This is a genomic window from Streptomyces sp. NPDC002520 (genome assembly GCF_053595235.1).
Genome location: NZ_JBSFXG010000001.1, coordinates 305308 through 330770, shown reverse-complemented (window position 1 = coordinate 330770; position 25463 = coordinate 305308). Strand labels below are relative to the sequence as shown.

24 protein-coding genes and 1 pseudogene are annotated in these 25463 nt (G+C 72.1%); 13 read left to right on the top strand and 12 right to left on the bottom strand.

Going from position 1 to position 25463, the window contains the following annotated elements; genetic code table 11:
- Positions 1 to 17: 17 nt before the first annotated feature.
- Together ACWD5D_RS01300 and ACWD5D_RS01295 are read left to right on the top strand one after the other, a co-directional pair.
- Positions 18 to 809, top strand: a complete 792-nt coding sequence (locus tag ACWD5D_RS01300; RefSeq protein ID WP_451370708.1) for an alpha/beta fold hydrolase — start codon at positions 18 to 20, stop codon at positions 807 to 809.
- A complete protein-coding gene (locus ACWD5D_RS01295) occupies positions 806 to 2107 on the top strand; it encodes a cytochrome P450 (RefSeq protein WP_451370707.1) in 1302 nt (433 codons plus the stop codon). Before ACWD5D_RS01300 ends, ACWD5D_RS01295 begins: the two co-directional genes overlap by 4 nt.
- Here the strand turns inward: ACWD5D_RS01295 and ACWD5D_RS01290 are convergent.
- Positions 2084 to 3283, bottom strand: coding sequence for a damage-control phosphatase ARMT1 family protein (locus ACWD5D_RS01290; RefSeq protein WP_451370706.1), 1200 nt, complete (start codon positions 3281 to 3283; stop codon positions 2084 to 2086). The two genes, ACWD5D_RS01295 and ACWD5D_RS01290, sit on opposite strands and share 24 nt — an antisense overlap.
- Before the next feature lie 30 nt (positions 3284 to 3313).
- The gene (locus ACWD5D_RS01285) at positions 3314 to 3961 is read right to left on the bottom strand and encodes a ScbR family autoregulator-binding transcription factor (RefSeq protein WP_451370705.1); all 648 of its coding nucleotides are present in this window, start codon (positions 3959 to 3961) and stop codon (positions 3314 to 3316) included.
- 268 nt (positions 3962 to 4229) lie between these two features.
- Between ACWD5D_RS01285 and ACWD5D_RS01280 the strand changes: the two are divergent.
- A pseudogene (locus ACWD5D_RS01280) lies at positions 4230 to 4463 on the top strand (DUF6114 domain-containing protein); the annotation flags it as partial.
- Positions 4464 to 4683: 220 nt separating this feature from the next.
- Positions 4684 to 5706, top strand: coding sequence for a sporulation protein (locus ACWD5D_RS01275; RefSeq protein ID WP_451370704.1), 1023 nt, complete (start codon positions 4684 to 4686; stop codon positions 5704 to 5706).
- Positions 5707 to 5868: 162 nt separating this feature from the next.
- Here the strand turns inward: ACWD5D_RS01275 and ACWD5D_RS01270 are convergent, their stop codons facing one another.
- The 9 genes from ACWD5D_RS01270 to ACWD5D_RS01230 all read right to left on the bottom strand — a co-directional run bounded on the left by ACWD5D_RS01270 (position 5869) and on the right by ACWD5D_RS01230 (position 14511).
- On the bottom strand, positions 5869 to 6825 hold the full coding sequence (locus ACWD5D_RS01270) for an ABC transporter substrate-binding protein (protein WP_451370703.1): 957 nt from the start codon (positions 6823 to 6825) through the stop codon (positions 5869 to 5871).
- 97 nt (positions 6826 to 6922) lie between these two features.
- Positions 6923 to 7591 (bottom strand): ABC transporter permease, encoded by a 669-nt coding sequence (locus ACWD5D_RS01265; RefSeq protein WP_451370702.1) that lies wholly within the window; start codon positions 7589 to 7591, stop codon positions 6923 to 6925.
- Positions 7588 to 8241 (bottom strand): ABC transporter permease, encoded by a 654-nt coding sequence (locus ACWD5D_RS01260; protein ID WP_451370701.1) that lies wholly within the window; start codon positions 8239 to 8241, stop codon positions 7588 to 7590. The genes ACWD5D_RS01265 and ACWD5D_RS01260 overlap by 4 nt, the downstream gene beginning before the upstream one ends.
- Positions 8238 to 9413: an ABC transporter ATP-binding protein gene (locus ACWD5D_RS01255; protein ID WP_451370700.1), complete on the bottom strand. Its 1176-nt coding sequence runs from the start codon at positions 9411 to 9413 to the stop codon at positions 8238 to 8240. Before ACWD5D_RS01255 ends, ACWD5D_RS01260 begins: the two co-directional genes overlap by 4 nt.
- Positions 9414 to 9668: 255 nt before the next feature.
- Positions 9669 to 10961, bottom strand: coding sequence for a PP2C family protein-serine/threonine phosphatase (locus ACWD5D_RS01250; RefSeq protein WP_451370699.1), 1293 nt, complete (start codon positions 10959 to 10961; stop codon positions 9669 to 9671).
- A gap of 97 nt (positions 10962 to 11058) precedes the next feature.
- Positions 11059 to 11466, bottom strand: coding sequence for a peptide-methionine (R)-S-oxide reductase MsrB (gene msrB / locus ACWD5D_RS01245; protein WP_451370698.1), 408 nt, complete (start codon positions 11464 to 11466; stop codon positions 11059 to 11061).
- A 13-nt stretch (positions 11467 to 11479) separates the two neighbouring features.
- Positions 11480 to 12871: a UDP-N-acetylmuramate--L-alanine ligase gene (gene murC, locus ACWD5D_RS01240; protein WP_451370697.1), complete on the bottom strand. Its 1392-nt coding sequence runs from the start codon at positions 12869 to 12871 to the stop codon at positions 11480 to 11482.
- 204 nt (positions 12872 to 13075) lie between these two features.
- Positions 13076 to 13549 (bottom strand): indole-3-glycerol phosphate synthase, encoded by a 474-nt coding sequence (locus ACWD5D_RS01235; protein ID WP_451370696.1) that lies wholly within the window; start codon positions 13547 to 13549, stop codon positions 13076 to 13078.
- 155 nt (positions 13550 to 13704) lie between these two features.
- On the bottom strand, positions 13705 to 14511 hold the full coding sequence (locus ACWD5D_RS01230; protein WP_451370695.1) for a pyrimidine reductase family protein: 807 nt from the start codon (positions 14509 to 14511) through the stop codon (positions 13705 to 13707).
- 36 nt (positions 14512 to 14547) lie between these two features.
- Here ACWD5D_RS01230 and zapE point away from each other — a divergent pair, with 36 nt between their 5' ends.
- The 9 genes from zapE to ACWD5D_RS01185 all read left to right on the top strand — a co-directional run bounded on the left by zapE (position 14548) and on the right by ACWD5D_RS01185 (position 24519).
- A complete protein-coding gene (gene zapE, locus ACWD5D_RS01225; protein WP_451370694.1) occupies positions 14548 to 15651 on the top strand; it encodes a cell division protein ZapE in 1104 nt (367 codons plus the stop codon).
- Positions 15652 to 15828: 177 nt separating this feature from the next.
- Positions 15829 to 16629: a slipin family protein gene (locus ACWD5D_RS01220; protein WP_451370693.1), complete on the top strand. Its 801-nt coding sequence runs from the start codon at positions 15829 to 15831 to the stop codon at positions 16627 to 16629.
- 9 nt (positions 16630 to 16638) lie between these two features.
- Positions 16639 to 17202, top strand: coding sequence for a YbhB/YbcL family Raf kinase inhibitor-like protein (locus ACWD5D_RS01215; protein ID WP_451370692.1), 564 nt, complete (start codon positions 16639 to 16641; stop codon positions 17200 to 17202).
- Positions 17203 to 17445: 243 nt separating this feature from the next.
- Positions 17446 to 18300 carry a polysaccharide deacetylase family protein gene (locus ACWD5D_RS01210; RefSeq protein WP_451370691.1) on the top strand — a complete coding sequence of 285 codons (855 nt, stop codon included), beginning with the start codon at positions 17446 to 17448 and terminating at the stop codon, positions 18298 to 18300.
- Between the two features lie 95 nt (positions 18301 to 18395).
- Positions 18396 to 19112 carry a peptidyl-tRNA hydrolase gene (locus ACWD5D_RS01205; protein WP_451370690.1) on the top strand — a complete coding sequence of 239 codons (717 nt, stop codon included), beginning with the start codon at positions 18396 to 18398 and terminating at the stop codon, positions 19110 to 19112.
- A gap of 266 nt (positions 19113 to 19378) precedes the next feature.
- Positions 19379 to 20701 carry a DUF692 domain-containing protein gene (locus ACWD5D_RS01200; protein ID WP_451370689.1) on the top strand — a complete coding sequence of 441 codons (1323 nt, stop codon included), beginning with the start codon at positions 19379 to 19381 and terminating at the stop codon, positions 20699 to 20701.
- 352 nt (positions 20702 to 21053) lie between these two features.
- The gene (locus ACWD5D_RS01195; RefSeq protein ID WP_451370688.1) at positions 21054 to 21830 is read left to right on the top strand and encodes a DUF4142 domain-containing protein; all 777 of its coding nucleotides are present in this window, start codon (positions 21054 to 21056) and stop codon (positions 21828 to 21830) included.
- A 96-nt stretch (positions 21831 to 21926) separates the two neighbouring features.
- Positions 21927 to 22730, top strand: coding sequence for a TIGR04222 domain-containing membrane protein (locus ACWD5D_RS01190; RefSeq protein WP_451370687.1), 804 nt, complete (start codon positions 21927 to 21929; stop codon positions 22728 to 22730).
- A gap of 148 nt (positions 22731 to 22878) precedes the next feature.
- Positions 22879 to 24519 (top strand): alpha/beta hydrolase, encoded by a 1641-nt coding sequence (locus tag ACWD5D_RS01185; protein ID WP_451370686.1) that lies wholly within the window; start codon positions 22879 to 22881, stop codon positions 24517 to 24519.
- A gap of 210 nt (positions 24520 to 24729) precedes the next feature.
- Here the strand turns inward: ACWD5D_RS01185 and hemQ are convergent, their stop codons facing one another.
- Positions 24730 to 25461 carry a hydrogen peroxide-dependent heme synthase gene (gene hemQ, locus ACWD5D_RS01180; RefSeq protein ID WP_451370685.1) on the bottom strand — a complete coding sequence of 244 codons (732 nt, stop codon included), beginning with the start codon at positions 25459 to 25461 and terminating at the stop codon, positions 24730 to 24732.
- Positions 25462 to 25463 lie beyond the last annotated feature (2 nt).

Here is a 25463-nt window from a genome sequence, read left to right as displayed (position 1 = left end):
CGGTCCACGGTAGGCGCATGACCTCCTTCGTGCTGCCTCACGAGGTGCATGGCGACGGCGCCCACAAGGTGTTCGCCGTGCACGGCTGGTTCGCGGACCGTTCCGCCTACGCGCCCGTCCTGCCGGATCTCGACCGCACCGCGTTCACCTACGTGCTGGTCGATCTGCGCGGCTACGGCGAGGCCCACGACGCCGTGGGTGCGTACACGACCGCCGAGGCGGCCGGGGATCTCGTGGAGCTGGCCGACCGGCTCGGCTGGGACCGGTTCTCGGTGATCGGGCACTCGATGGGCGGCGCGGTGGCGCAGCGGCTGCTGTCGATGACCCCCGGGCGGCTGCGCCGGATCGTGGGCGTCTCGCCCGTGCCGGCCTCGGGGGTGCCGCTGCCCGGCGAGCAGGGCGTGCTGTTCGCGGACGCGGCGCACAAGCCGGAGAACCGGCGCGCGATCCTCGACATCACCACCGGCGGCCGCCGCCCCGACGCCTGGCTGGACCGGATGGTCGACCGCTCGCTGGAGCGTAGCGACGCGAAGGCGTTCCGGGCCTGGCTCGACTCCTGGGCGAGTGACGACTTCCGCGCGGACGTCGAGGGCAGCGAGGTCCCGGCGCTGGCGGTGGCCGGGGAACTCGACCCGGCGCTGTCCCCGGCGCTCATGCGGCGGACATGGATGTCCTGGTATCCGCGCGCGGAGCTGGTGACACTGCCGTGCGCCGGGCACTACGCCATGGACGAGACGCCGCTGGAGCTGGTCTCCGTGGTGGAGGACTTCCTGCGGGCGGATCCCGCCGGCGCGGACGAACCGGCGTGAGCGTGCGCCGGACGCACCCGGTACCCGATGTCTTCGACCCGCGCCGGTACGCCGCGGGGGTGCCCTACGACGACTACCGGGTGCTGCGCGAGGAGCATCCCGTGGCCTGGCAGGACGAGCCGGAGGTGCTGGGCTGGCCGGCCGGGCCCGGCTTCTGGGCGGTGACCCGGCACGCGGACGTGGTCCGGGTGCTCAAGGACGCGACGACGTACTCCTCCTTCGTCGGCGCGACCCAGATCCGCGACCCCGACCCGGACGACCTGCCGTTCATCCGGCGCATGATGCTCAACCAGGATCCGCCGCAGCACGGCCGGCTGCGGCGGCTGGTGAGCCGGGCGTTCACGCCGGGCCGGGTCGACCGGTTCGCGGCGCTCGCCCGCGACCGGGCGCACGCCCTGCTCGCGCGGGCGGTCGACCGGGCCCGCGCCGGCGACGGCACGGCCGATCTGGTGGCCGCCGTGACCGACGAGTACGCCCTGCTCAACCTGGCCGATCTGCTGGGGGTGCCGGAGAGCGACCGGCGGCTGCTGCTGGACTGGACGCAGCGGGTCATCGGCTACCAGGACCCGGACGAGGCCGGTCCGGCGGTGCGGGACGAGGCGGGCAGGCCGGTCAACCCGCGCTCGCCGGCGATGCTGCGGGACATGTTCGCCTACGCCCGGCAGCTGGCGGCCTACAAACGACGTCATCCGTCCGACGACATCATGACGGCGCTCGCCCTCCCCCGGTTCTCGGCTCCGCTGGGACCGGGCGGTATCCCCGCCGCCGAACTCGCCGCATCCGAGCTGGAGATGTTCTTCTTCCTGCTCACCGTCGCGGGCAACGACACGGTGCGCAGCGCGGCTCCGGGCGGGCTGCTGGCCCTGGCCGAGCACCCGGAGGCGTACGAGCTGTTGCGCGCCGGGAAGGTGGGCCTGGCGTCTGCGGTGGAGGAGTTGCTGCGCTGGCATCCGCCGGTGCTGACCTTCCGCCGGACGGCGGCGCGCGACACCGAGCTGGCGGGCCGGCGGATCCGGGCGGGCGACAAGGTCGTGGTGTTCCATGCCTCGGCCAACCGGGACGAGCGCGTCTTCACCGAACCGAACATGCTGGACCTCGCCCGCGCCCCGAATCCGCACGTGTCCTTCGGCGACGGGCCGCACGTGTGTCTGGGCGCCCACTTCGCCCGGCTTCAGCTGCGGCTGCTCCACGAGGAGGTGCTGCGCACTCTGCCCGCGCCGCGTCTCGCCGGGCCGCCGCAGCGCCTCGTGTCCAACTTCATCAACGGCATCAAGTCACTGCCCGTGCACGTTGTTTGAGGCGTTGACCTGGATCAGGGCGTGGGTGCCGCCGGTGCGCCAGCCCTGCCCCTCCGCCGCGTCCAGTTCTGCCTCGGCGGATGCGGACAGGCCGGTGATCACGTCGGACTTCAGGGTGCGCAGGGCGGCGACCGGGCCCGGGAAGTAGCCGGTGACGTCCGCGAAGGGCGTGGTGGGCGGCCACATCCGGTCGCCCACCAGGCGCCGGTAGTTGAGGTCGCCCTTGACGATCGTCAGGGTGGCCGCGGCGAACCCGGCACGCAGGTCGTCGGGCATGTCGGTGTACGGCAGCGGGGCGGCGGCGAAGGGGTGGGCGTGCACGGTGAGACGGCCGTCGGCCATCGCCGACCAGAGCACAGCGCCGTAGGAGGCGGCCGCACCCCGCACCGCCCTGAGCCGGCTCAGCGCGTCGACCACGTCGGAGACCGTGGCGTCGGAGACGTAGTACGGGTACGGCTTGACGTGCAGCGATGCGCGGGCGATCCGGCCCTCGGCGAGGAGGTGGGCGATCAGCAGCAGGTCGGGGACGAGTTCGCGGCCGGCGTTGTCCGCGACCAGGCAGAGCGTGCCGGTGCCTGAGGGCGGCAGCAGCGACCAGAGGGTGTCGCTGTCGTCGGCGACCAGCCCGGGTACCGGTTCGTGGTCCGCGGCGCCACCGGCGGAGAGGCGGAAGCCGAGGTCGGCGCGGTTGCCCCACAGTGAGCCGTGCAGCAGGGCGCGGTCCCGCTCACGCACCGGCCGCTGCTGGAGCGCGTCGAGCGCGGCGAGTTCCTCGTCGGTCTCCCGGGAGTCGAGTTCGGCGCGTTTGAAGGGGCGGAAGGGGTCGATGCCCTGCCAGGCGCCCGGCCTGACGTAATCGACGGCGTCGAGCAGCCGCCGGTAGAAGTAGCTCTCGGACCACAGCCAGGGCACGTCGAACCAGGACTGCCCGGCGTAGGAGTGCAGTCCCCACTGACGCCACCGGTCGCGGTCGCCCGCGTCCTGGGGCAGCGGTTCGATCACGCCTTCGGCGCAGCTCTTCAGCAGCTCGTCCAGCGCGCGGTGCTGCCCGGGGCCGTACGGGAAGGCGTCCCGCACCTGCCCGATGATCGCGGGGTGCCGCTCGGCCAGCACGCTGTGCGGGAACGAGCCGGGTTCGTCGCCGAGGATCACGGGCGCGCGGGGGGTGTCGGGCATGCCCGTCACCGTATCGCGCGACTTCGCCGGTCAGCCGGTTCTGATCTCCCGTTCCAGCTGCGTGGCGAGGGTCAGATAGCGCGGCCGGCGGTGCACCGGGACCAGGCCCCGGATCATCAGGATCCACATCTCGACGACCCGGCGGGGCAGTCGTCCGACCGGTTCGAGGGAACGGCCGGCGACCCGGGTTCCGACGAAGAAGAAGACGAGGGAGTGGGCGACGGCACCGACGTCGATGTCGGCGGGCACGTCGGCATCCTTGACCGCCCCGTGGAACTTGCGGGTGGCGAAGTCCAGCCACTCGGTGAAGGGGTGCCTCAGCGGCGCCCGTACGACGATGTCGGCGGTGGCGAGGCGGAGTCCGGCGCGCGGCACCGGGTCGTCGACGGCGAGCCGGGCGATCCCGAAGGTGGTGCGCATCAGGGCCTCGAGCGAGGAGCCGCCGCGGGCCTCGACGTCGGCGACCAGCCGCTGCGCGGCCGCGGCCTGGAGTTCCAGAATGGCGTGGGCCAGGTCCTCCTTGGCGGCGAAGTGAAAGTACAGAGCGCCCTTGGTGACCTTCGCGTGGCTGACGATGTCACTCAGACTGGTGGATTCGTAGCCTTGGCGGTCGAACAGGTCGGCGGCGGCCGTGATGATCGTTGCCCGGGTCTGCTCAGCACGTAACTGCCTCGCCATCGACCGACCCCTCTCTCAGCCCACGAACGAACGGGACACGCGGTTTGTTTTCACTGCCTGCATACGATAACTCACCGACCGGGAACGGGAGTCAGTTGGGCGGCGCGAAAATCCGGCACCGTTCATGAGCCGTTCAGGCCGCGCCTCTCGGAGGGTGCGGGGCCTCCCGGGGCGAATCCGGAGCGGTTCCGGAGCGGGGGGCGTGTACAGGGCGCACAACAAAACCGCAGGACCGGTCCGTGTTCGGCGAGTGGATCGCCATCGCCGGCCCGCCCAGCGGCTGTTCTACTCCCTCACCGGCATCCTGGTCTCCCTGGGCACCTGGCTCACCTCCAACCTGGGCGGGTTCTTCCTCGGCCTGCTCCTCGGCGCCGTCGGCAGCTGCCTCACCTTCGGCTGGCTGCCCGACCAGGAACCCCGGATCTCCCGGCGGCGGCGCAGGCGGGCGCGGGCCGCGGAGCGGGGCGGCGGCCTGGGCGAGGGCGCGGGGGAACCGGCCTGAGGCTCGGGGGAACCGGCCGGGTACACGGGAGAACCGGCCTGGCACACGGGAGAACCGGTTTGCGGCACGGCTTCCGGTCGCGCCGTCCCCCGATCAGGTGACGCGGGCCCGTGGGTCGGGAACTTCGCGGACGTCGTGGCGAGTTCACCGGGCAGCGGGGCGGTGATGGCACACTCCCTGCGACGGTACGACATCCGACGGGTGAAGGAGCTACGGCGTCATGGTGTTCAAACGGCTGCTGGGGGCGGTCGGGGCAGGCGGCCCCTCCGTGGACACGGTGCTGGACGGCGGCGCCGTACTGCCCGGCGGGACACTGACGGGCCGGGTCCTGCTGAGGGGCGGCGGAGCGAGCGTGGAGGTCGAGCACATCGGCCTGGACCTGCTCGCGCGCGTGGAGGCCGAGCACGAGGGGGGCGAGAGCGAGGGCGCCGTCGTCTTCGAACGCTTCACCGTCGCCGGCGGCTTCCGGCTCGGCGAGCACGAGGAGCGTGCGCTGCCGTTCAGCGTGCCGGTTCCGTGGGAGACCCCGCTCACCGAACTGTACGGCCAGCCGCTCGGCATCGTCCTGGGTGTGCGCACGGAGGTCGCGGTGGCCGGCGCCCGCGACAAGGGCGACCTGGACCCGCTCGCCGTCCGTCCGCTGCCCGTGCAGGAGGCCGTCCTCGAGGCCGTCGGCCGACTCGGCTTCGGCTTCCGCTCCGCCGACCTCGAGTACGGCCACATCCGCGGCTCGGGCCAGCGGCTGCCCTTCTACCAGGAGATCGAGCTGATCCCGGCCCCGCAGTACGCCCACGCGGTGAACGAGATCGAGCTGACCTTCCTGGCCTCCCCCACCGGCGTCGAGATCATCCTGGAGGCCGACAACCGCGGCGGCCTCCTCACCTCGGGGCACGACGCCGTGAACCGGTACGTGGTCCGCCACGAGGACGCCGTCACACGCGACTGGACCGGAGAGGTCGACGGCTGGCTCCGCCGTCTGACCGAACACCACCAGCCCCACGGCAGCCACGCGGCGCACGGCTACGGCCGTGGTCACGGCCACCACGAACCGCACTACGACCACGACTTCGACGATCACTCCGGACCCGGCCTGGGCACGGCCCTGGCCGCGGGCGCGGCGGGCCTCGCCGTCGGCGTGGTGGGCGGCATGGTCGCCGCCGAAGCCGTCGACGAGATCGGGGACTTCTTCGAGGACGACGGGGACGGTGACGACGGGGACGACGGCGACGGGGACTGGTTCTGACACCTCGGGGACGGACCCGGCCACGGCCGGGCACGACGAACCCGATGAACCCGATGAACCCGACGAGCACGTCGAACACGAAGCGGGTGCCCCCGGTCTCCGGGGACACCCGCTTCGTCGATCCGGGTATGGGCCGCGCCGTGACCGGTCAGCCGAGGCCGGTCAGCCGAGGCCGGCGGACTTCAGCCAGGCCTTGGCGACGTCCAGCGGGTCCTTGTTCTGCGACTGCACCTGGGTGTCCAGGTCCCGCAGGGTCGCCGTGTCCAGCTTGGCGGAGACGGCGTTGAGCGCGTCCACACCCTTGCGCGGCAGGGCGCTCTTGTTCACGAGGGGCTGGACGTTCTCCAACCCGAAGAGGGCCTCCGGGTCCTGCAGGACGACGAACTTCTCCTTGGCGACGACCGGGTCCGTGCTGAAGATGTCCGCGGCCTGCACGGCGTTCTTCGTCAGTGCCGTCTGGGTCAACGGGCCGCCCGCGTCCAGCGCCTTGAAGGACTTGAACTGGAGGCCGTACACGTCCTTCAGGCCCAGCAGGCCCTGGTGGCGTGTCTGGAACTCCGGCGAGGCGCCGAAGACCAGGTCCTTCGCGACGTCCTTCAGGTCCGCGATGGAGGACTTCTCCGTGAGCCCGTACTTCTTCGCGGTCGCCGCGTTCAGCGTCACCGAGTCCTTGTCCTCGGCGGGCGAGGGGTCCAGCAGGGTCAGCTTGGAGTCCAGCTTGGCCTGGATGGCCGAGGTGGTCGCCTCGGCCGTCTTCGGGGTGGCCTTCGGGTCGAGGTACGCGAGCAACGCGCCGTTGTACTCGGGCAGGACGGATATGGAGCCGTTCTTCAGCAGCCCGTAGGTGGTCTCGCGGCTGCCGATGTTCGGCTTGTATTCGACCTTGATTCCCTTGGCCTTGAGAGCCTCGCCGTAGATGTCCGCGAGCAGAATGCTCTCGGCGAAGTTGTTGGATCCGACGACTATGGTGTCGCCGCTTGCCTTCTTGTCCGTCAGAGGGTTGGCGTTGTCGTCGGAGGAGTTACAGCCCGTCAGCAGCGCCGTCGCCGCCGCGAGTGCGACCACTGCCGCGCCTCGGTTCCTCCGGATGGGCCTGCTGATGCGGTTCGTGGAAGTCACTCACTGATCCAATCCAGCCAGTAATTCGACAGTCAAGTATCTTCAGGTCACCGATTGGCCTCGATGTACGCGCAGTTGGCCGCACGGGGCTCACCTGTCAGTTGCTTCGCCGTACCCCCGGCGACACCGCGACGCGGCCCACCGCCCAGAACACCACGAGGGTCGCGAGGGCCATGCCGGCGACCAGGGTGGCGCCGCCGACGACCTTCTCGTAGTTCTTCTGGTAGAGGCCGTCGATGATGTAGCGGCCCAGGCCGCCGAAGCTGACGTAGGCCGCGATGGTGGCCGTGGAGACGATCTGGATGGCCGCCGTGCGCAGCCCGCCGAGGATCAGCGGAAGCGCGACCGGGATCTCCACCTGGAGCAGGATGCGCGGCTCGGGCATCCCGAGGCCCCGCGCGGCGTCCACCGGCGACGGGTCGAGGGAGCGGATCGCCTCGTAGGTGGTGACCAGGATCGGCGGTACGGCGAGCACGACCAGCGGGATCATCACCGGCAGCGTGCCGAACCCGAGCCAGATGAACATCAGCACCAGCAGACCGAAGCTGGGCAGGGCCCGGGCGGCGGTGGCGATCAGCGCGAGGGCGTTGCCGCCCCGCCCGAGGTGACCGGTGACCAGGCCGACGGGCAGGGCGATCACGGCGGCGAGAGCGAGGGCCTCCAGCGAGTACCCGATGTGTTCCAGCACGCGGGTGGGGATGCCGTCGTAGCCGTGCCAGTGGGAGCCGTCGGTGAAGAAGGCGCGGGCGAAGTCCACAATGTTCACCGGGTGGCACCCTTCTTCGGCATCCAGGGGGTCAGCAGCGCGCGGACGAGGACCAGCACCGCGTCGACGAGGATGGCCAGGACCGCGGTGGTCAGCACGGAGTTCACGGCGAGCTCGGGCCGGTGGTAGAGGTTGGCGTCGTTGAGCAGGTTGCCGAGGGCGCCCTGGTTGCCGATGAGCATGCCGACACTGACGAGGGAGATGCTCGACACGGTGGCGACCCGCAGGCCCGCGAAGATCGCGGGTACGGCGATCGGCAACTGCACCTGGAGATAGCGCCGTACCGGCCCGAATCCCATGGCCCGGGCCGCGGCCAGGGTCTCCGGCGGCACCGAGCGGACGCCGTCCACGATCGCCGGGACGAGCACCACGAGGCTGTACACGGCGAGCGGGATCATCACCGTGGTCTCGCTCTGGCCGGTGTAGTCGATGAGGATGACGAAGAAGGCCAGCGAAGGGATGGCGTACAGCACGGTGGTGACGCCGAGGACGGGCGGGTACAGCCAGCGGAAGCGGACGCAGAGCTGGGCGACGGGCAGCGAGACGAGAAGCCCGGCCAGTACCGGCACCAGGGCCTCGCGCAGATGCAGGCCGATCAGCCCGAAGTAGCCCTGCTGGAGGTCGCTGGGGAGGTCGAAGAAGCCACTCATCGCACGGCCTTCGCGTCCTGCTGCTCCCCGGCGTCGGCGGCCCGGTCCGCGCCGTGAGCGGTCTGCTCCTCGGTGTGGGCGGCGCGGATCGCCTCCCCGATGGCCTGCTGGGAGACGACTCCCACCGCGCGCCCCTCGCCGTCCACGGCCACGGCCCAGCCGGTGGGCGAGAGCACGGCTCCGTCCAGCGCGGTGCGCAGCGAGTCCCGGCCGGGCACGAACGGCCTTCCGTACGGCAGCAGTCGGTCGCGGTCGATGTCCCCTGGGGCGAGCCGCTCCGGCTCGCCCCAGCCGAGGGGGATGCCGTCGGTGTCCGTGACGAGGAGGTAGGGGGCCCCGTCGGCGGCGCCGCGTACGGCGAGCCTGTCGGCGTCCGCGTCGATCGGGACGACGGGGGCGGTCTGCAACTCCAGTTCGTCCGACGCGAAGAAGGAGAGCCGGCGGATGCCGCGGTCGGCGCCGAGGAAGTCCTCGACGAACGGGTCGGCGGGCGCGGTGAGCAGTTCGGCGGGCGGGGCGAACTGGGCGAGCCGGCCACCGGTGCGCAGCACCGCGACCATCGTGCCCAGCTTGACGGCCTCGTCGATGTCATGGGTGACGAAGACGATGGTTTTGCCCAACTCCTCCTGGATCCGCAGGAGTTCGTCCTGCAACCCCTTGCGCACCACGGGGTCGACGGCGGAGAAGGGCTCGTCCATGAGCAGCACCGGCGGATCGGCGGCCAGGGCGCGGGCCACGCCGACACGCTGCTGCTGCCCGCCCGAGAGCTGGTACGGGTACCGCTTGGCGAGCGCGGCGTCGAGGCCGACCCGCTCCATCAGCTCCCCGGCCCGCTCCCGTGCCTTCTTCTTGTTCCAGCCCAGCAGGCGGGGGACCGTGGCGATGTTGTCGAGAACCGTGCGGTGCTGGAAGAGTCCCGCGTTCTGGATGACGTAACCCATCGACCGGCGCAGGGAGTTGACCGGTTGGTCCCTGATGTCCGCGCCATCGAGGAGGATGCGGCCCTCGGTGGGCTCCACCATCCGGTTGATCATCCGCAGGGTCGTCGTCTTGCCGCATCCGGACGGGCCGACGAGGACGGTGATCGCGCGGTCCGGTATCTCCAGTGACAGTCCGTCGACGGCGACCGTTCCGTCCGGGTACCGTTTCGTTACTGCATCTATCCGTATCAAAACGCCGCGTACCCTTCGGATTTGGCAGATGTCTGCCCACTTTCGGCCACGGTCCGGGGTGCGGAGGCCGCTGCGGGCCGAGTCTAGACCGCTTGTGTTGCAGCATTTCTGCGACGGTGTGGCGGGTCCGTGCGGGCACCTGCGCAGGCGGAGCGGCGCCGCGCCTGTCTCCCGGTCCCACGCACCCTTCCGCTTCCCCCGTGCCCTCCGGTCACGTCTCGCGCTCCCGCCGACTCCCCCGCACCCCCGGTCACGCTATGTCGCCGGTATCACCCGCGCGGCGTCGTCCTCCGGTCCGGGCGCCGGCTGCCTCGCGTGCGGCCGGGCGGCGAGGACGGCCACGTCGTCCTCGGCGTTGTGGGCGTCCAGGCGCGTGAGGATGGTGTCGAGGAGGTCGTCGACGCGCCGGCCCGGGGTGAAACGGAGGGTGGCCAGCCGGGCGAGGGAGCTGTCGATGTCCTCGCCCCGGCGTTCCACGAGGCCGTCGGTGAACAGCAGCAGCGTCTGCTCGGGCTCCAGCGTCGCGGTGGACGACTCGTACCCGCCGAACCCGGTACCGAGCGGCGGACCGACCGGGACGGACAGCAGCGAGGCCTCGCCCTCCTGGCTGATCAGCACGGGCGGCAGATGCCCGGCGCTGGCCAGGGTGAGCTGGCCCCGGCCGGGATCCACGCGGGCGAGCAGACACGTCGCGGGCCTGCGCTCGGCCTCGCCGGCGGCGATGTCGTCCATCTGCCGCAGCACCCGGTGCGGGGGCAGCTCGGAGGCGGCGATGTAGCGCAGCGAGGAGCGGTAGGCGCTCATGTCGACGGCGGCCTCCAGGCCGTGCCCCATGACGTCGCCGACGACCAGCAGCGTGCGGCCGAAGTGCAGCCGCACGGTCTCGCACCAGTCCCCGCCGACCAGCGCCCGCTGCCCGGCGGGGAGGTAGCGGACCGCGACGTCCATGTTCGGGTGCGGCCGGCCGGGCTCCGCGAGCAGGGCTCGCTGCAGGTCACCGGCGGTACCGCTGATCTGCTCGTAGGCCCGCACCTCCCGGATGTGGGAGGCGGCGCGCTCGACGAGGAGGGCGAGCAGCTCGGCTTCGGGCAGGCTGCACGGCTCCCCGTCCCGCGCCCAGACCAGCACGCCGTACTGGTCGTCTCCGCTGGCCAGCGGCAGACAGAGCGCGGCGCTGGTGGTGGCGCCCGTGTACTCGACCCATGGCCGCGCCTTCTCGTCCAGCGTGGGCAGAGCCGTCTCCCGGGCCACAGCGGCGGCCCACCGGGCATCTGGCAGCAGTCCGGAGTCGCCGGCGATCTGCTCGTACTCGGAGACGGTGTGCCCGCTGCGCCGCATGACGGCGGCGGCCCCGCCGACCAGCCGTACGACGACCCGGGCCAGCTCGGCTCGGGCGGCGTCCTCGTCCGGCTCGTTCCCTATGCCGGCCGCGGCGGTCCGCAGCGCGCTCAGCCAGGCCGCCGCATCCTCGGACGCGTCGTCCGCCCGTCGGTGGCTGCCAACGGGCAGCGGCCCACGACGGGCCTGGATCCAGCGCGCGACGCCCATCACACTCACAGAATCTCAAACCGGAGCGTGCGCGGCAGCAATCTCACGAGCCCCTCACACCCCGGCCGTCCCACGAGCCCGTGGAGCCCCGGGGGCATCAGGGCTGCAGCGGCTCCATCCGCAGCGAGATGCTGTTGATGCAGTACCGCTGGTCGGTGGGGGTGGCGTAGCCCTCGCCCTCGAAGACGTGCCCCAGGTGTGAGCCGCAGCGGGCGCAGCGGACCTCGGTACGGACCATGCCGTGCGACCGGTCCTCGATCAGCTCGACGGCGTCGGTGTCCTTCGGGTCGTAGAAGGACGGCCAGCCGCAGTGCGACTCGAACTTGGTGTCCGAGGTGAACAGCTCGGCGCCGCAGGCGCGACAGGAGTAGACGCCCTTGGTCTTGGTGTCGGTGTACTCACCGGTGAAGGCCGGCTCGGTGCCGGCCTGGCGCAGTACCCGGTACTCCGCCGGCGTCAGCTCCGCGCGCCACTGCTCGTCCGGCTTCTCGACGTCGTACGACATGACTCTCAGCCCCTCAATTCTGCGACAGGCGGTCCAGGATCCGCGGGCCCAGGTCTGTCACGTCGCCCGCGCCCATGGTGAGAACGAGATCACCCGGCTTCGCCATTCCCGCGATCACCTCGGGGATCTCCGCCTTGTCGGACACGGCCTTGACGTCGGCGTCCGCCGCGCGCGCGGCGTCGATGATCAGCTCGCTGGTCACCCCGGGGATCGGGTCCTCGCGGGCCGGGTAGATGTCGAGCACCACCGAGGCGTCCGCGAGGGCCAGCGCCTGGCCCATCTCCTTGCCCAGTTCCTGGGTGCGGGAGAACAGGTGCGGCTGGAAGACGACGAGGATCCGTGCGTCGCCGGCGGCGGCCCGCATGGCCTCCAGATCGGCGCTCATCTCCGTGGGGTGGTGGGCGTAGGAGTCGATCACCTGGACGCCGGCCGCCTCGCCCTTGAGCTGAAGGCGCCGCTTGACACCGGTGTAGGCGGCGAGCGCGGGCGCCAGCTCCCCGGCCGGGATGCCGAGGGCGGTACCGGCGACGAGCGCGGCGACGGCGTTGTGCGCGTAGTGCCGGCCGGGGACGGAGACCGTGAAGGTCAGCTCCTGGCCGTCCAGCTCAACGGTGACCTGGCTCTTCAGCCCCTGCGGCACGACCGAGAGAACCCGCGCGTCGGCGTCCTCGGCCGCGCCGTACGTCACGGTGCGCACCGAGTCGCCGAGCCGGCGGGTCAGCTCGCGGGCGCCCTCGTGGTCGGCGGAGATCACCAGGGTGCCACCGGGCACGATCTTGCCGGCGAAGGTCTCGAAGGACTCGTAGATCTCGTCCATCGACGCGTAGTTCGCGTGGTGGTCCAGCTCGACGTTGAGGACGATGGCGACCTCGGGCGCGTACTTGTGGAAGCTGCGGTCCGACTCGTCCGCCTCGGCGACGAAGATCTCGCCCTCGCCGTGCTGGGCGTTCGAGCCGGGCGCGTCCAGGTCGCCGCCGATGGCGTACGACGGCGAGCGGCCCAGCTCGCCGAGGGAGACGGCCAGCATGGACGTGGTCGTGGTCTTGCCGTGCGTGCCCGCCACGGCGATCGGGCGCAGCCCCTCCATCAGCGCGGCCAGCGCGTCGGACCGGTGCACCACCAAAATCCCCAGCTCGGCGGCGCGGGCCAGCTCAGGGTTGTCCTGCCGGATCGCCGACGACACCACGACACAGCTGGCGTCGTCGGCCAGGTGCTCGGCGGCGTGCCCGATGTGCACGGTGACCCCGAGCGCCCGCAGCGCCTCCGCGGTCGCCGATTCCCTGGCATCACTGCCCGCCACCTTGGCGCCACGCTGCGCGAGGATCTTGGCGATGCCCGACATCCCGGCGCCGCCGATGCCGATGAAGTGCGGTCGGTCCATGGCGGTAGGAAGGCCGGGTGCCATGTGGTTCTCCCCAAGATTCCGGTACGAGGCTGAGCGGGCCCTAGCCTATGCGCACAAGCACCGGGCTCCTCGCAACGCCGGGCGCCGGCCCGACCCAGGGGGCGCCGGGCTCTGCTGATATGCGGCTCCGCCGCGCGGGCGCGACAAGCCACAACGGACCGCCGGCCGCGAACTCACCGCACCCCCGACGGCGCCCAGGCCCGCCTAGGCCTTGCTGTGCGAAAAGAGCTTCAGCACCGGCACCCCCACCCGGTGCCGGGCCCGGGAGGCCCAGTCCCGGTGGAAGAACTCCTCCACGTAGTGCGGATCGGTCAGCACGATCACCTCGTCCGCCCCCACCTCGGCGACCAGTTCCTTCAGCGCGTCCAGCGGGTGGTCCTCGACCAGCCGCCCCTGCGCCTCGCACCCCGCCGCCCGCAGGGCCTGCACGGAGACGTCCAGCGCCTGCTCCCCCATGCCCCGCGCAGCCTGCCCCTCCGGTGTCCCGCCCTCGTGGACGGCCTCGTCGAGTTCGCCGAGCGCGATGTCGTCGATGGCCCGCAGCAGTCGGTCCGCCTGATCGCCGCGCGGCTGGAGCAGCACGTGGAAGGTGACCGGCTCGTCCCCGTGCAAGGTGGTGACGAACTCCACGTCGGCAGACGTCAGGGCCTTCTCGATCATCAGAACGCTTGTGAACACCAGGCGCCTCTTCTCCTTGGAGGGCCCGTCGGACCCTCTGTCTTCCGTGGGCCCGGTCAGGCCCTGCGGAAACCATCCTGCCCTGTGATCGCGCGGATGCTGCCGGACTGAGTGTGCCCGCCGGACATTAAACGGAACGGTAGATTCCAAGGTTTTCAGGAGCGTCGGTAACGACCGAACAGATATCCGTCCTCTTCCAGCAGATACGCGAGTTCGAAGCGGCGCGGAACGGTCACCGACGGCCCCCCGGCGATACGCTGCGCGTCCCCCGCCGTGAGCATCGGCGAGAGCGTCAGGCACAGCTCGTCCAGCACGCCCGCGGCCACCAGCTGGCCGAGCAGCCGGGGCCCGCCCTCGGTCAGCTGCCGGGTGTGGCCGAGGTCGGCGAGGGCCTCCACCGCGCGGCCGGGGTCGACGCCCGTGCCGTCGCCGGCGACGATCACCCGGGCGCCGGCCCGCTCCGCGGCGGCGACCCGGTCCGCGGGCGCGGCGGCGCCGGTCAGGACGACCGTGGGCACCAGGGGCGAGGTGAACAGCGGCAGCGAGAAGTCCAGGTCCAGGCCCGCGGTGACGATCGCGATCGCCGGGGCCGGGCCCTGTCCCGCCGCCTTCCGGGCCTCGGCGAACTCCTCACGCGCGCGTGCGGGCCGGTACCCCTCCTGGCGTACCGTCTCCGCGCCGACGAGGACGACGTCCGCGAGCGCCCGGAGCGTGCCGAAGATCCGCATGTCCGCGGCCGAGGAGATGGGCTGGGAGCGCCCGTCGTGCTGGGCGGCGCCGTCGAGCGTGGAGACCATGTTGGCCCGCAGCCAGGACCGGGGGCCGCCGGGGGCGGGCTCGGGGTAGGCGTAGGCGGCGGCCAGCTCCGCGAAGGTCCACTCCCGCCCCACCCCCTCGTCCTCCACACCCTCGCCGGGGGCCTGGGCTGCTGTTTCGTAGGTCACAGGGAACAGGCGTCGCATTCGTGCAGTGTGACACGGCGCTTAGCATGGGTAACCGTGTCGTCCTCCACCACCGCCTCCGGTTCCGTCCCTCTGACCGACGCGGGCCCGCTGTCCCTGTGCGAGCGCGAGCCGCGCGTCCCCGCCGACCGCCTGGTCGCCGAGATGGTGCCGCCGCCGCGGTTCGACTCGGTGCGCTTCGCGACCTACATACCGGACCCGAACCAGCCCAGCCAGAGCGAGGCCGTACAGGTCCTGGAGGGCTTCGCGGCCGGGCTCGGCGGCGCGCACGCCTCCGGCGCCGGCAAGCGCGGCTTCTTCGGTCTCGGCCGGACGAAGGCCCCCAAGAAGCCGGCCGGTCCGCGTGGCGTCTACCTCGACGGCGGCTACGGCGTCGGCAAGACCCACCTGCTCGCCTCCCTCTGGCACGCCACCCCCGCCGAGCCCTCCCGCAAGGCGTTCGGCACCTTCGTGGAGCTGACCAACCTGGTGGGCGCCCTCGGCTTCCAGCAGACGGTGCAGACGCTGTCCGGGCACAGCCTCCTGTGCATCGACGAGTTCGAGCTGGACGACCCGGGTGACACCGTGCTCGTCTCCACCCTGCTCGGCAAGCTGGTCGACGCCGGTGTGGCGCTCGCCGCCACCTCCAACACGCTGCCCGGCAAGCTGGGCGAGGGCCGGTTCGCGGCCGCCGACTTCCTGCGCGAGATCCAGGGGCTGTCCGCCCACTTCCGCCCGCTGCGCATCGACGGCGAGGACTACCGCCACCGCGGCCTGCCCGAGGCTCCGGCGCCCTTCTCCGACGAGCAGGTGACGAAGGCGGCGTACACGACCGAGGGCGCCTCCCTCGACGACTTCCCGCATCTGCTGGAGCACCTGGCCCGGGTGCACCCGAGCCGGTACGGCGCCCTGACCGACGGGATCAAGGCGGTGTGCCTCACCGATGTCCGGCCGGTGCCGGACCAGTCGACGGCGCTGCGGCTCGTGGTGCTGGCGGACCGCCTGTACGACCGCGAGGTCCCGGTGCTGGCCTCGGGGCTGCCCTTCGACCAGTTGTTCAGCGAGGAGATGCTGAACGGCGGCTACCGCAAGAAGTACTTCCGCGCGATATCCCGGCTCACCGCGCTGGCGCGGGACGCGAAGGGCCTCGTCACCTCCTAGCGGACGCCCCGCCCTTCCCTCCATCGGCGCACCCCGGCCGGGCACTGCGGCCGGGGGGCCGACGCCCCTGGGCACCCCGGCCCCGCCGTTCCGCTCCGGCCATGGCCTTAGCCTCCGCCCGGAACTATCGTTGCAGCAGCGGACACAAAACGCGGACCTCTCGACGAGGAGGCCGTCATGCTCCAGGACCTGTTGGGTGCCCTGGCGGCACTCGGTTCCGTGGGCGTCGTCTACCTGGCGATGGCAGCGCGGATCGTCAAGCAGTACGAACAGGGTGTGCTGTTCCGGCTCGGCCGGGTCAGCGGTGACGCACGGTCGCCGGGCCTGAACCTGGTGATCCCGTTCGTGGACCGGCTGCACAAGATCAATATGCAGATCGTGACGATGCCGATCCCGGCTCAGGAAGGCATCACCCGCGACAACGTCACCGTGCGCGTGGACGCGGTCGTCTACTTCCGGGTGGTCGACGCGATCAGCGCGCTGATAAAGGTCGAGGACTACAAGTTCGCGGTCTCCCAGATGGCACAGACCTCGCTGCGCTCGATCATCGGCAAGAGCGACCTGGACGACCTGCTCTCCAACCGGGAGAAGCTCAACCAGGGCCTGGAGCTGATGATCGACAGCCCGGCCGTCGGCTGGGGCATCCAGGTCGACCGGGTGGAGATCAAGGACGTGTCCTTGCCCGACACGATGAAGCGGTCCATGGCCCGCCAGGCCGAGGCCGACCGGGAGCGCCGGGCGCGGATCATCAACGCCGACGCCGAGCTTCAGGCCTCGAAGAAGCTGGCCGAGGCCGCGCAGCAGATGTCCGACACCCCGGCCGCGCTCCAGCTGCGGTTGCTGCAGACGGTGATGGCGGTGGCGGCCGAGAAGAACTCGACGCTGGTGCTGCCCATCCCGGTGGAGCTGCTGCGCTTCCTGGAAAAGGGCCCTCAGCTGCCCGCGCCGAACGGTGAGCGGGCGGTTCGTCCCGGCTAGCGTGCGGGCATGCGCAAAGGTTGGCTGGCGGCCGTGGCCGCGATGGCCGTAACAGCGGGGTGCGGGGACGGCGGCGGCGCGGCCCCCGCACCCTCCTCCCCCTCCGCCTCCGCCTCCGCGGGCCACCGGCTCACCGTGATGAGCACGGCCTTCGGGGACGGCGGCACCATCCCCCGCCTCTTCACCTGCGACGGCGGCAACATCTCGCCCCCGCTCGCGATCGGTGGCGTCCCCGGGAGAACCTCCAGCCTGGCCTTCACGCTGGAGGACCTCGACGCCCCGCACGGCGCCTTCACGCACTGGCTGGTGTGGGACATCGACCCGCACACCACCCGTCTCATCGCCGGCGAGCGCCCCAAGGGGGCCGCCGAAGGCCGCAACGACTTCCGCACCACGGGATACAGCGGCCCCTGCCCGCCCCGGGGCGACCGGCCGCACCGCTACGTCCTCACGGTGTACGCCACCGACCGCCACCCCGACCTCGCCTCCGACGCCACGCCCGCCGACCTCCGGCGGGACCTGTCGGGCCACACGCTCGCGACTGGCACCCTGACCGGACGCTACGGACGCTGACGCGCGGAGCCTCCTCGGGCACCCCGTCAGGAGACTCCATGAAGGGCCTCCACGGAGGGACCCCCATGAGGGGCCTCCACGAAGGGCCTCCGTGAGAGGCCTCAGTGAGGGGCCTCCGTGAGGGACCTGATTCCTGCCGACCGGCAAGCGCCTCCCCCGGACCTACCACCGCACGAGTGACCGTACGGCCACGCTCACGGTCAGATAGTCATACAAGCAATGCATTAGTCCTATTTTCGTACGGTGATTGCACATGCACGCCGTATCGCCGTCGTCTGCGCCCTCGGCGCGACCCTCGCCGCCTGCGGTTCCGCGGGCAGCTCCGGCAGCGCGCACCCGGCACACGCCAAGCCCGCCGCCACTCCGTCCCCGTCCGCCTCCCACCCGCCGACCCTCACCCCGGGCCCCGGCGCTCTGACCCCGGTGTTCGACCACGGGCCGCGCACCCTGGGCAAGACCGTCGCGCTGACCTTCGACGCCGACATGACCGCCGACGAGGGGCCGCGCGCCGCGGCCGGCGAGCACTTCGACAACCCCGAACTCATCGGCACCCTGCGCACGCTGAAGGTACCGGCGACGATCTTCATGACCGGCCGGTGGGCCGACCAGTACCCCGCCCAGGCCAGCTCCCTCGGCCACGACCCCCAGTTCGAGGTGGCCAACCACTCCTACAGCCACTACGCGTTCACCCCCGACTGCTACGGCCTGCCGACCGTGCCCCCGGACCGGATGCGCTCCGAGGTCGAGCGGGCGTACTCGTCCCTCCGCAAGGCGGGCGTACCCAACCCGATGCCGTACTTCCGCTTCCCGGGCGGCTGTTACGACCAGCAGGCACTGCGTACGCTCAGCACGGTCGGGATCACCGCGGTGCAGTGGGACGTGGTGAGCGGTGACGCGTTCGCCACGGACGCCGACGCGGTCGCCCGGCAGGTACTCGACGGGGTGAAGCCGGGGTCGGTGGTCGTCATGCACTGCACCCGCAGCGCCGCCCCGACCACCGACCAGGTCGTCCGCACCGTGGTGCCGCAGCTGCGCAAGCAGGGCTACCGGTTCGTGAAGGTCTCCGAGCTGATCGGCGAGACGAACGACCACCGCTGACCGTCCGCCTCCGAAGCACCACCGCGAGGGGCGACGAGCCGTCCGCGCGGACCGGCGTATCCGGTCCGCGCGGACGGCTCGTAGGGTTGTTCCTCGTGAGCCAGCTTCCAGACGCCCCCGGTGACAGCCCCTTCCAGGCCGAACGCAACCCTCGCGACGAGGCGCCGCAGTTCGTGCTGCCGCTCGTCGTGCGGATCGAGCGGAGCGCTCCGCCTGCCCGCACCGACGCCCTGGAGACCGCCGCGCGTGCCGTGCTCGTGCTGCTCGGCGACGAGCGGTCGCTCGGCGACGGCGAGTGGGCCGCGGCCGTACGGAACTGGGAGGACGCGCGGATCCGGAAGGTCGTACGGCGGGCCCGGGGCGCCGAGTGGCGGCGGGCCGAGGCACTGCCCGGGATCACGGTGACCGGCAAGTCCGCCGAGGTACGGGTCTTCCCGCCGGTCCCGTTGGACGGCTGGCCCAAGGACCTGGCGAAACTCCAGGTGTCCGGCACGGACCTGGACGACCCGGAGCCGCCCCTCGACGCCGACCGCGCACAGCCCGTGCTGTGGCTGAACCCGGAACTGGAGATGTCGGCCGGCAAGGCGATGGCCCAGGCCGGGCACGGCGCCCAGCTGGCCTGGTGGGCCCTGGACGACGAGGCGCGCACCGCATGGCGCGAGGCGGGCTTCCCGCTGGCCGTGCGCAGCGCCGATCCCGCCGAGTGGCGCCGGCTGACCGACAGCGGGCTGCCGTTGGTACGCGACGCGGGCTTCACGGAGATCGCACCGGGCTCCTCCACGGTGGTCGCCGACCACCCCGCGCTGCGCTGAGCGGGTCCGGCGAAGTCCGGTGCGGTTCGGCAGCGCCCCGAAGGGGCGCGGGGCTGTATTGATGTGCGGCTCCGCCGCGTGGGCGCGACCGGCCACGACCGACCCGCGGATGACGCACCAGATCTCCAGCGGAGCGCCTGGCGGGCCACGAAGCCGCCGGATCGGGAACCGGGAACCTCAAATGTTGCTCTGAAGGCGCGGGCGCGGGGATTCGGGACCGGCCGGCGCGGCCATACCCCCGTCATCCGAAGGCAGGGGGACGAGCCATGGAGCGACTGGGCACGGGGATCGGCTGGCGGCCGGAGATCGCGGACGTCGTGGAGGACATGCCGGGTGTCGACTGGGTGGAGGTCGTGGCGGAGAACGTCTGCCCCGGCCATCTTCCAAAGGCGCTGGTACGGCTGCGCGAGCGCGGGGTGACCGTGGTCCCGCACGGTGTCTCGCTCGGCCTCGGCGGCGCGGAGCGGCCCGACGAGGGGCGCCTGGCGGCGCTCGCCGAGCGGGTGGAGGCGCTGGGCGCACCGCTCGTCACCGAGCACATCGCGTTCGTCCGGGCGGGCGGCGCGCTCACCGCGTCCCCGCAGCTGGAGGCGGGCCACCTGCTGCCCGTGCCGCGCACCCGGGACGCCCTCGGCGTGCTGTGCGAGAACGTGCGCGTCGCGCAGGACGCGCTGCCGGTGCCGCTGGCCCTGGAGAACATCGCCGCGCTCTTCTCCTGGCCGGACGAGGAGTTGACCGAGGGCCAGTTCCTGTACGAACTGGTCGAGCGGACCGGCGTACGGCTCCTCGTCGACGTGGCCAACCTGCACACCAACCACGTCAACCGGGGCGAGGACCCGGCCGAGGCGCTCGGCGAACTCCCGCTGGAGGCCCTCGCGTACGTCCATGTCGCCGGCGGCTTCGAACGGGACGGCGTCTGGCACGACAGCCACGCCCACCCCGTGCCGCGCCCGGTTCTCGACATCCTGACCGACCTCGCCTCCCGGGTCGCACCGCCCGGGGTCCTCCTGGAGAGGGACGAGAACTTCCCGGAACCTGCCGAGCTGGAGGGCGAGTTGGAGGCGATCCGGCGGACGGTGGCGACTGCCGGAAGTTCCCGGGAGTCCCTGGCGACCGCCAGGGCGACCGACGCCCCCACCGCAGGACGGGCCGAGGCGGGCGGCGTAGCAGTCCTGGCGCCCCCGCAGGCCCACCAGCGGCTCGGTGTCGCGCAGGCCGCGGTGCTGTCCTGCCTGGTGGCCGGGACGCCGGTGCCCGAGGGGTTCGACCGTGTCCGGATGCGGGTGCAGGCGCGCGCGCTCGCGGCGAAGCGGGCGGGTGTGGTGGCCAAGGTGGCGCCCGAGTTGCCGGTGATCCTCGGCGACGGGTACCGGGAGATGTTCCTGGCGTTCGCGCGGGAGCGGCCGATGCGCGGTGGCTACCGGCAGGACGCCCTGGACTTCGCCGCGCAACTGCTGAAGACCGGCAGGCCGACGGACGCGCGAGCGCGCCGCCACCTCCACGACTGGTGGGTGGACCGCTCCGGCCCCGCCCCGTGTCCCCGGAACCTGGCGGCACGGGCCCGCCGGGTGCTGCGACGGAGGACCTGACCGGACATCCGGCGCCGACCCCGAAGCGGTCGCACAGCCACGACGCCCACACAGCGGACGGACCTGCAACTCCCCAGGCACACGAGGAACTGCGCGGCGCGACCAGCCACCACCCACTCGCAGCCGAAAACCCCAGCCACCCAGCCACCGCGCCCACACAGCAGACGGAACTCCAACTCCCCAGGGGCGCGGGGCCGTGTCGACGTGCGGCTCCGCCGCGTGGGCGCGAGCAGCCACCACCCACCCGCAGCCGGAAACGGCCCGCACCCGACCGCGCGGTAACCCGCGTCCGACTCCGCAGTAATATGCCAGCCCGCACCCAGGCGCATCGGAGTGCGGTGCAGGAGGCACCATGCGATCGCGACCCCACATCCAGGGCCGAGGCATATTCAGCGGTACCGGACTCGTCATCACAGCCCTCACGGCGACAGCCGTCGCGCTGCTCATACCCCTGTGGTCGTACGCCGGCCGACCGGACGCGGCGGACACAGCGGCGGCGAGCACGCTGAGCGCGCAGACCGTGACGACTCCGTACGGCCCGCTGTCCGCGCAGGACCGGGACTTCGTCACGAAGGTCCGCCTCGCGGGGCTCTGGGAGCTGCCCGCAGGCCAGTTGGCCCTGCGCAAGGGGACCACGCCCGCCGTACGCGAAGCGGGTCAGCACCTGGTCGACGGGCACACCTCCCTCGACACACATGTCCGCATCGTCGCCGGCCGGCTCGGCGTACCCCTGCCCAACGAGCCCAACGCGCAGCAGAAGCAGTGGCTCGACACCCTCCGCTCCGCGCAGGGTCAGGACTTCGACCGGAAGTTCACCGGCATCCTGCGCCTCGCGCACGGCCGGGTGTTCTCGCTGGTCGCGCAGGTCCGCGCCGGCACCCAGAACTCGCTGGTCCGCGATCTCGCCGACGACGCCAACACGACCGTGCTGGACCACATCAAGATCCTGGAGGCGACGGGGTACGTCGACTTCTCCGCGCTCGCCCGCGACTTGGCGGCATCCCCCTCCCCCGTGCCCTCCCCTCCCGCGGTCGACCCGGCCGCCGCCGTCCCGGTCGCACCCTCGCCGTCCGCGTCGTTCGCGCTGCCGCCCGCCACCGCCGAGCCGCCGTCGTCCGCCACCCCCTGACCTGCGGGAAAGGCGGAACGTCACATACCGGCAACACTCTGTCCGGATAGTGAACCGGGCATGGCGTTTCCTGGGCAACTGGCATAGAAACGCGTCATGTTCTGGGTCCTTCTGCTGCTTCTCGCCTGCGCGTTCGCCGGAGTCGCCTGCGCCCGGCTGTGCCTGGCCGCGGTCCGTACGGCGGCCGAGGACAGGGAAGCGGCGCCCGCGGTGGACCTGGGACCCGAGGCGACACGACGCGATCTGACGCTGTACGAGGCGGCGTTCCTGTCCGGCGGCCCCACGCGGGTCGCCGATCTGACCATGGTGTCCATGGCCCGGCAGCGGCGGCTGCTGCTCGCGCACACCGGCTGGGCCACGGTGGTGGACCCGCAAGGCCGCGACGAGATGGAGCGGTCGGTCATAGGGGCGATCGGGCCCGAGGGCCAGTCCCGGATCGCTCCGGTACGCACCGCCGCGGCCGGCGCCGAGGCCGTGCGCCGGCTCGCCGACGGGCTCGTACGTGCCGGGCTGGCCGTGCCCGACGGCGCCCACACGACCGTGGCGGCCGGGATCCGCCAGGTGCGGGCCGCCGCGGTGGCCGTGCTCGCGCTGGGCGTGACCGCGCTGCTGATGCCCACCCAGACCGCGGTGCCGCCCACCCTGGTCGCCCTCTGGTTCGCGCTGCCGCTCGTCCTGACCCTGAGCTGCCTGGCCATCGCGCGGGTCGAGGTGCACCCGTACTCACCCTGGGCCTCCCCGGCGGGGCAGCGGCTGCTCGTCACCCTGACCCGGCAACGGCCCGGACACGGCGACGAGCGCTCCTTCCTCACCTCCGTCGCCGTACGGGGCGTCCGCGCGATAGGCGAGCCGGACCTGCGGGCCGCCTTCACGCACCGCGACCAGCCCTGGCGCGAGTGAGGGGCGTCCCGGGGGCGCATCGGGAGCATTGAGGCCGACACCGGCCTGACGGTGCTTGCCTTCACCGACAACCGTACGAAATATCCCTTTTGTTGTTGCCGGGCCGTGGCAGCCGTGCCATCGCCGCCGCGCACCGAAGGGATTCGCGATGAGAACTGCCGTCCTCTACTCGGCCGCCGGTTCCCTGCTCCTGACGGCCCTGGCCGCGGCCCCCGCGGCACCGGCTGCCTCCGCGCCCGGCGCGGCCGAGGCGCACGGGACCGCCGTCGCCGCCGCGCGCGCCCGCGCCGGCGGTATCAAGTTCGGCGCCTGCCCCGCCGGCCAGGAGGGGCCGGCCGGTATGCGGTGCGGCACCGTGCGCGTCCCCCTCGACTACGCACACCCCTACGGCAGGCAGATCGAGCTGACGGTCAGCCGGGTGCGGGCCACGCAGAAGGACCCGCGCAACAGCAAGCGCAAGGTGCCCCGGCAGGGCGCCCTGGTCTACAACCCGGGCGGCCCCGGTGCCTCCGGCATGAACTTCCCGATGATCGGCGTGCTGCCCGAGTGGAAGCGGATCGCCGCCGCCTACGACCTGGTCGGCTACGCCCCGCGCGGGGTGGACCGTTCGGCCCCGCTGTCCTGCGTGGACCCCAAGCGCTTCTTCAGGGCGCCCACCCAGGCGCCGGCCCGTCCCACCGAGGCGTACAAGCGGCAGCGCATCGCGCAGGCGAAGGCGTACGCGCGCGGCTGCGCCGAGCGGTCGGGCAGCAAGCTGCGGTTCTACACCTCCGTCAACAACGCCCGTGATCTGGACGTCCTGCGGGCCGCGCTGTGGGAGAGCCGGCTGACGTTCGTGGGCGCGTCGTACGGCACCTACATCGGCGCGCTGTACGGCACGCTGTTCCCCTCGCATGTGCGGCGCATGGTGCTGGACTCCGCGGTGAACCCGGACCCGGCCCAGGTCTGGTACCGCGACAACCTCGACCAGTCGGCCGCGTTCGAGCAGCGCTGGACGGACTTCCGCGAGTGGATCGCCCGCCACGACGACGTGTACGGGCTCGGCTCGACGGCGGCGCGGGTGCGGAGCAGTTACGACACCGCGAGCGCCCGGCTGGCCACGAAGGCGGCGGCCGGGAAGGTCGGTCCGGGGCAGCTGCACAACGCGTTCCTGACGGCCGGGTACTACGACGACTTCTGGCCGAGCCGGGCCGCCGCGCTGTCGGCCTATCTGAAGGGGGACGCGAAACCCCTGGTCCGGCTGGCCGAGCCGAGCCCGGAGACGGCCACCGAATCGGAGAACAGCAGCGCGGTGTACACGGCCGTCGAGTGCAACGACGCGTCCTGGCCGACGAACTGGGCGGTGTGGGACCGCGACAACACCCGGCTCGCGCGCGTAGCGCCCTTCGAGACCTGGGACAACGCGTTCGCGAACCTGCCGTGCGCCTACTGGCCGGCGCCCCGGCAGCGGCCGGTGGACGTGCGGACCGGGCCCGGTGAGCTGCCGCCGGTGCTGATCCTCGCGGCCGAGCGGGACGCGGCAACGCCGTACGCCGGGGCGCTGGAGATGAACCGGCGGCTGGCCGGCTCGGTGCTGGTGACCGAGCGGGACGCGGGCACGCACGGGATCGGCGGCAGCCAGAACAGTTGCGTCAACGCGCACCTGGACACCTACTTGTTGGAGGGCCGCTTCCCGGTGCGGCACGCGTCCTGCGCACCGCACCCGGAGCCGCAGCCGGCCGCCGAGGCCGACCGCACCGCCCAGCAGGCCCTCAGGGACTCCCTGAAGGGCAAGAGCGACGACGCCTAGGCGAGCCCGGCAACCAACTCGGCCACCGACCTGCGGCGCCCCGTGCCGCATCTCCCGGGGGACAACCCCCGGACCCCCGGCCGGGCAACCGCGCCGCTGACTGTCAGGCGAGCCCGGCGACCAACTCGGCCACCGACCTGCGGCGCCCCGTACCGCATCTCCCGGGGGACAACCCCCGGACCCCCGGCCGGGCAACCGCGCCGCTGGCTGTCAGGCGAGCCCGGCAACCAACTCGGCCACCGACCTGCGGCGCCCCGTGAAGAACGGCACCTCTTCGCGGACGTGCATGCGGGCCTCGGAGCCGCGCAGGTGGCGCATGAGGTCGACGATGCGGTACAGCTCGTCGGCCTCGAAGGCGAGGACCCACTCGTAGTCGCCGAGGGAGAACGAGGCGACGGTGTTGGCGCGCACGTCCGGGTAGCCGCGGGCCATCTTGCCGTGGTCGGCGAGCATGCGGCGGCGGTCCTCGTCCGGCAGCAGGTACCAGTCGTAGGAGCGCACGAACGGGTAGACGCTGACGTAGTCGCGGGGCGTCTCGTCGGCGAGGAACGCCGGGATGTGCGAGCGGTTGAACTCGGCGGGGCGGTGCAGCGCCATGTTCGACCACACCGGCTCCAGGGCACGGCCGAGCCGGGTGCGGCGGAAGAGGTTGTACGCCTCCTGGAGCTGGTCGCTGGTCTCGGCGTGCCACCAGATCATCAGGTCGGCGTCGGCGCGCAGGCCGGACAGGTCGTAGGTGCCGCGGATCGTCACGTCCTTGGCGGCGAGCTGGTCGAACAGCTCCTGGACCTCGTCGGCGTAGCCCGCGCGGTCCTCGGGCAGCACGTCCTTCAGCTTGAAGACCGACCACAGGGTGTAGCGGATGACCTCGTTGAGGTCCTTGGCCAGCTTGCCCTTGTTCGGGATCCTGCCGGACTCGGTGGTGGGGGCATCGTCACTCATGG

Coding starts and splice junctions, on each gene's coding strand:
- murC (WP_451370697.1), bottom strand. CDS start 12,871: ATGGCACCCGGCCTTCCTACCGCCATGGACCGACCGCACTTCATCGGC.
- ACWD5D_RS01195 (WP_451370688.1), top strand. CDS start 21,054: ATGCGATCGCGACCCCACATCCAGGGCCGAGGCATATTCAGCGGTACC.
- ACWD5D_RS01230 (WP_451370695.1), bottom strand. CDS start 14,511: ATGCGACGCCTGTTCCCTGTGACCTACGAAACAGCAGCCCAGGCCCCC.
- ACWD5D_RS01290 (WP_451370706.1), bottom strand. CDS start 3,283: ATGCCCGACACCCCCCGCGCGCCCGTGATCCTCGGCGACGAACCCGGC.
- ACWD5D_RS01215 (WP_451370692.1), top strand. CDS start 16,639: ATGCGCAAAGGTTGGCTGGCGGCCGTGGCCGCGATGGCCGTAACAGCG.
- ACWD5D_RS01190 (WP_451370687.1), top strand. CDS start 21,927: ATGTTCTGGGTCCTTCTGCTGCTTCTCGCCTGCGCGTTCGCCGGAGTC.
- ACWD5D_RS01220 (WP_451370693.1), top strand. CDS start 15,829: ATGCTCCAGGACCTGTTGGGTGCCCTGGCGGCACTCGGTTCCGTGGGC.
- ACWD5D_RS01275 (WP_451370704.1), top strand. CDS start 4,684: ATGGTGTTCAAACGGCTGCTGGGGGCGGTCGGGGCAGGCGGCCCCTCC.
- ACWD5D_RS01260 (WP_451370701.1), bottom strand. CDS start 8,241: ATGAGTGGCTTCTTCGACCTCCCCAGCGACCTCCAGCAGGGCTACTTC.
- ACWD5D_RS01185 (WP_451370686.1), top strand. CDS start 22,879: ATGAGAACTGCCGTCCTCTACTCGGCCGCCGGTTCCCTGCTCCTGACG.
- ACWD5D_RS01285 (WP_451370705.1), bottom strand. CDS start 3,961: ATGGCGAGGCAGTTACGTGCTGAGCAGACCCGGGCAACGATCATCACG.
- ACWD5D_RS01300 (WP_451370708.1), top strand. CDS start 18: ATGACCTCCTTCGTGCTGCCTCACGAGGTGCATGGCGACGGCGCCCAC.
- msrB (WP_451370698.1), bottom strand. CDS start 11,466: ATGTCGTACGACGTCGAGAAGCCGGACGAGCAGTGGCGCGCGGAGCTG.
- hemQ (WP_451370685.1), bottom strand. CDS start 25,461: ATGAGTGACGATGCCCCCACCACCGAGTCCGGCAGGATCCCGAACAAG.
- ACWD5D_RS01250 (WP_451370699.1), bottom strand. CDS start 10,961: ATGGGCGTCGCGCGCTGGATCCAGGCCCGTCGTGGGCCGCTGCCCGTT.
- ACWD5D_RS01200 (WP_451370689.1), top strand. CDS start 19,379: ATGGAGCGACTGGGCACGGGGATCGGCTGGCGGCCGGAGATCGCGGAC.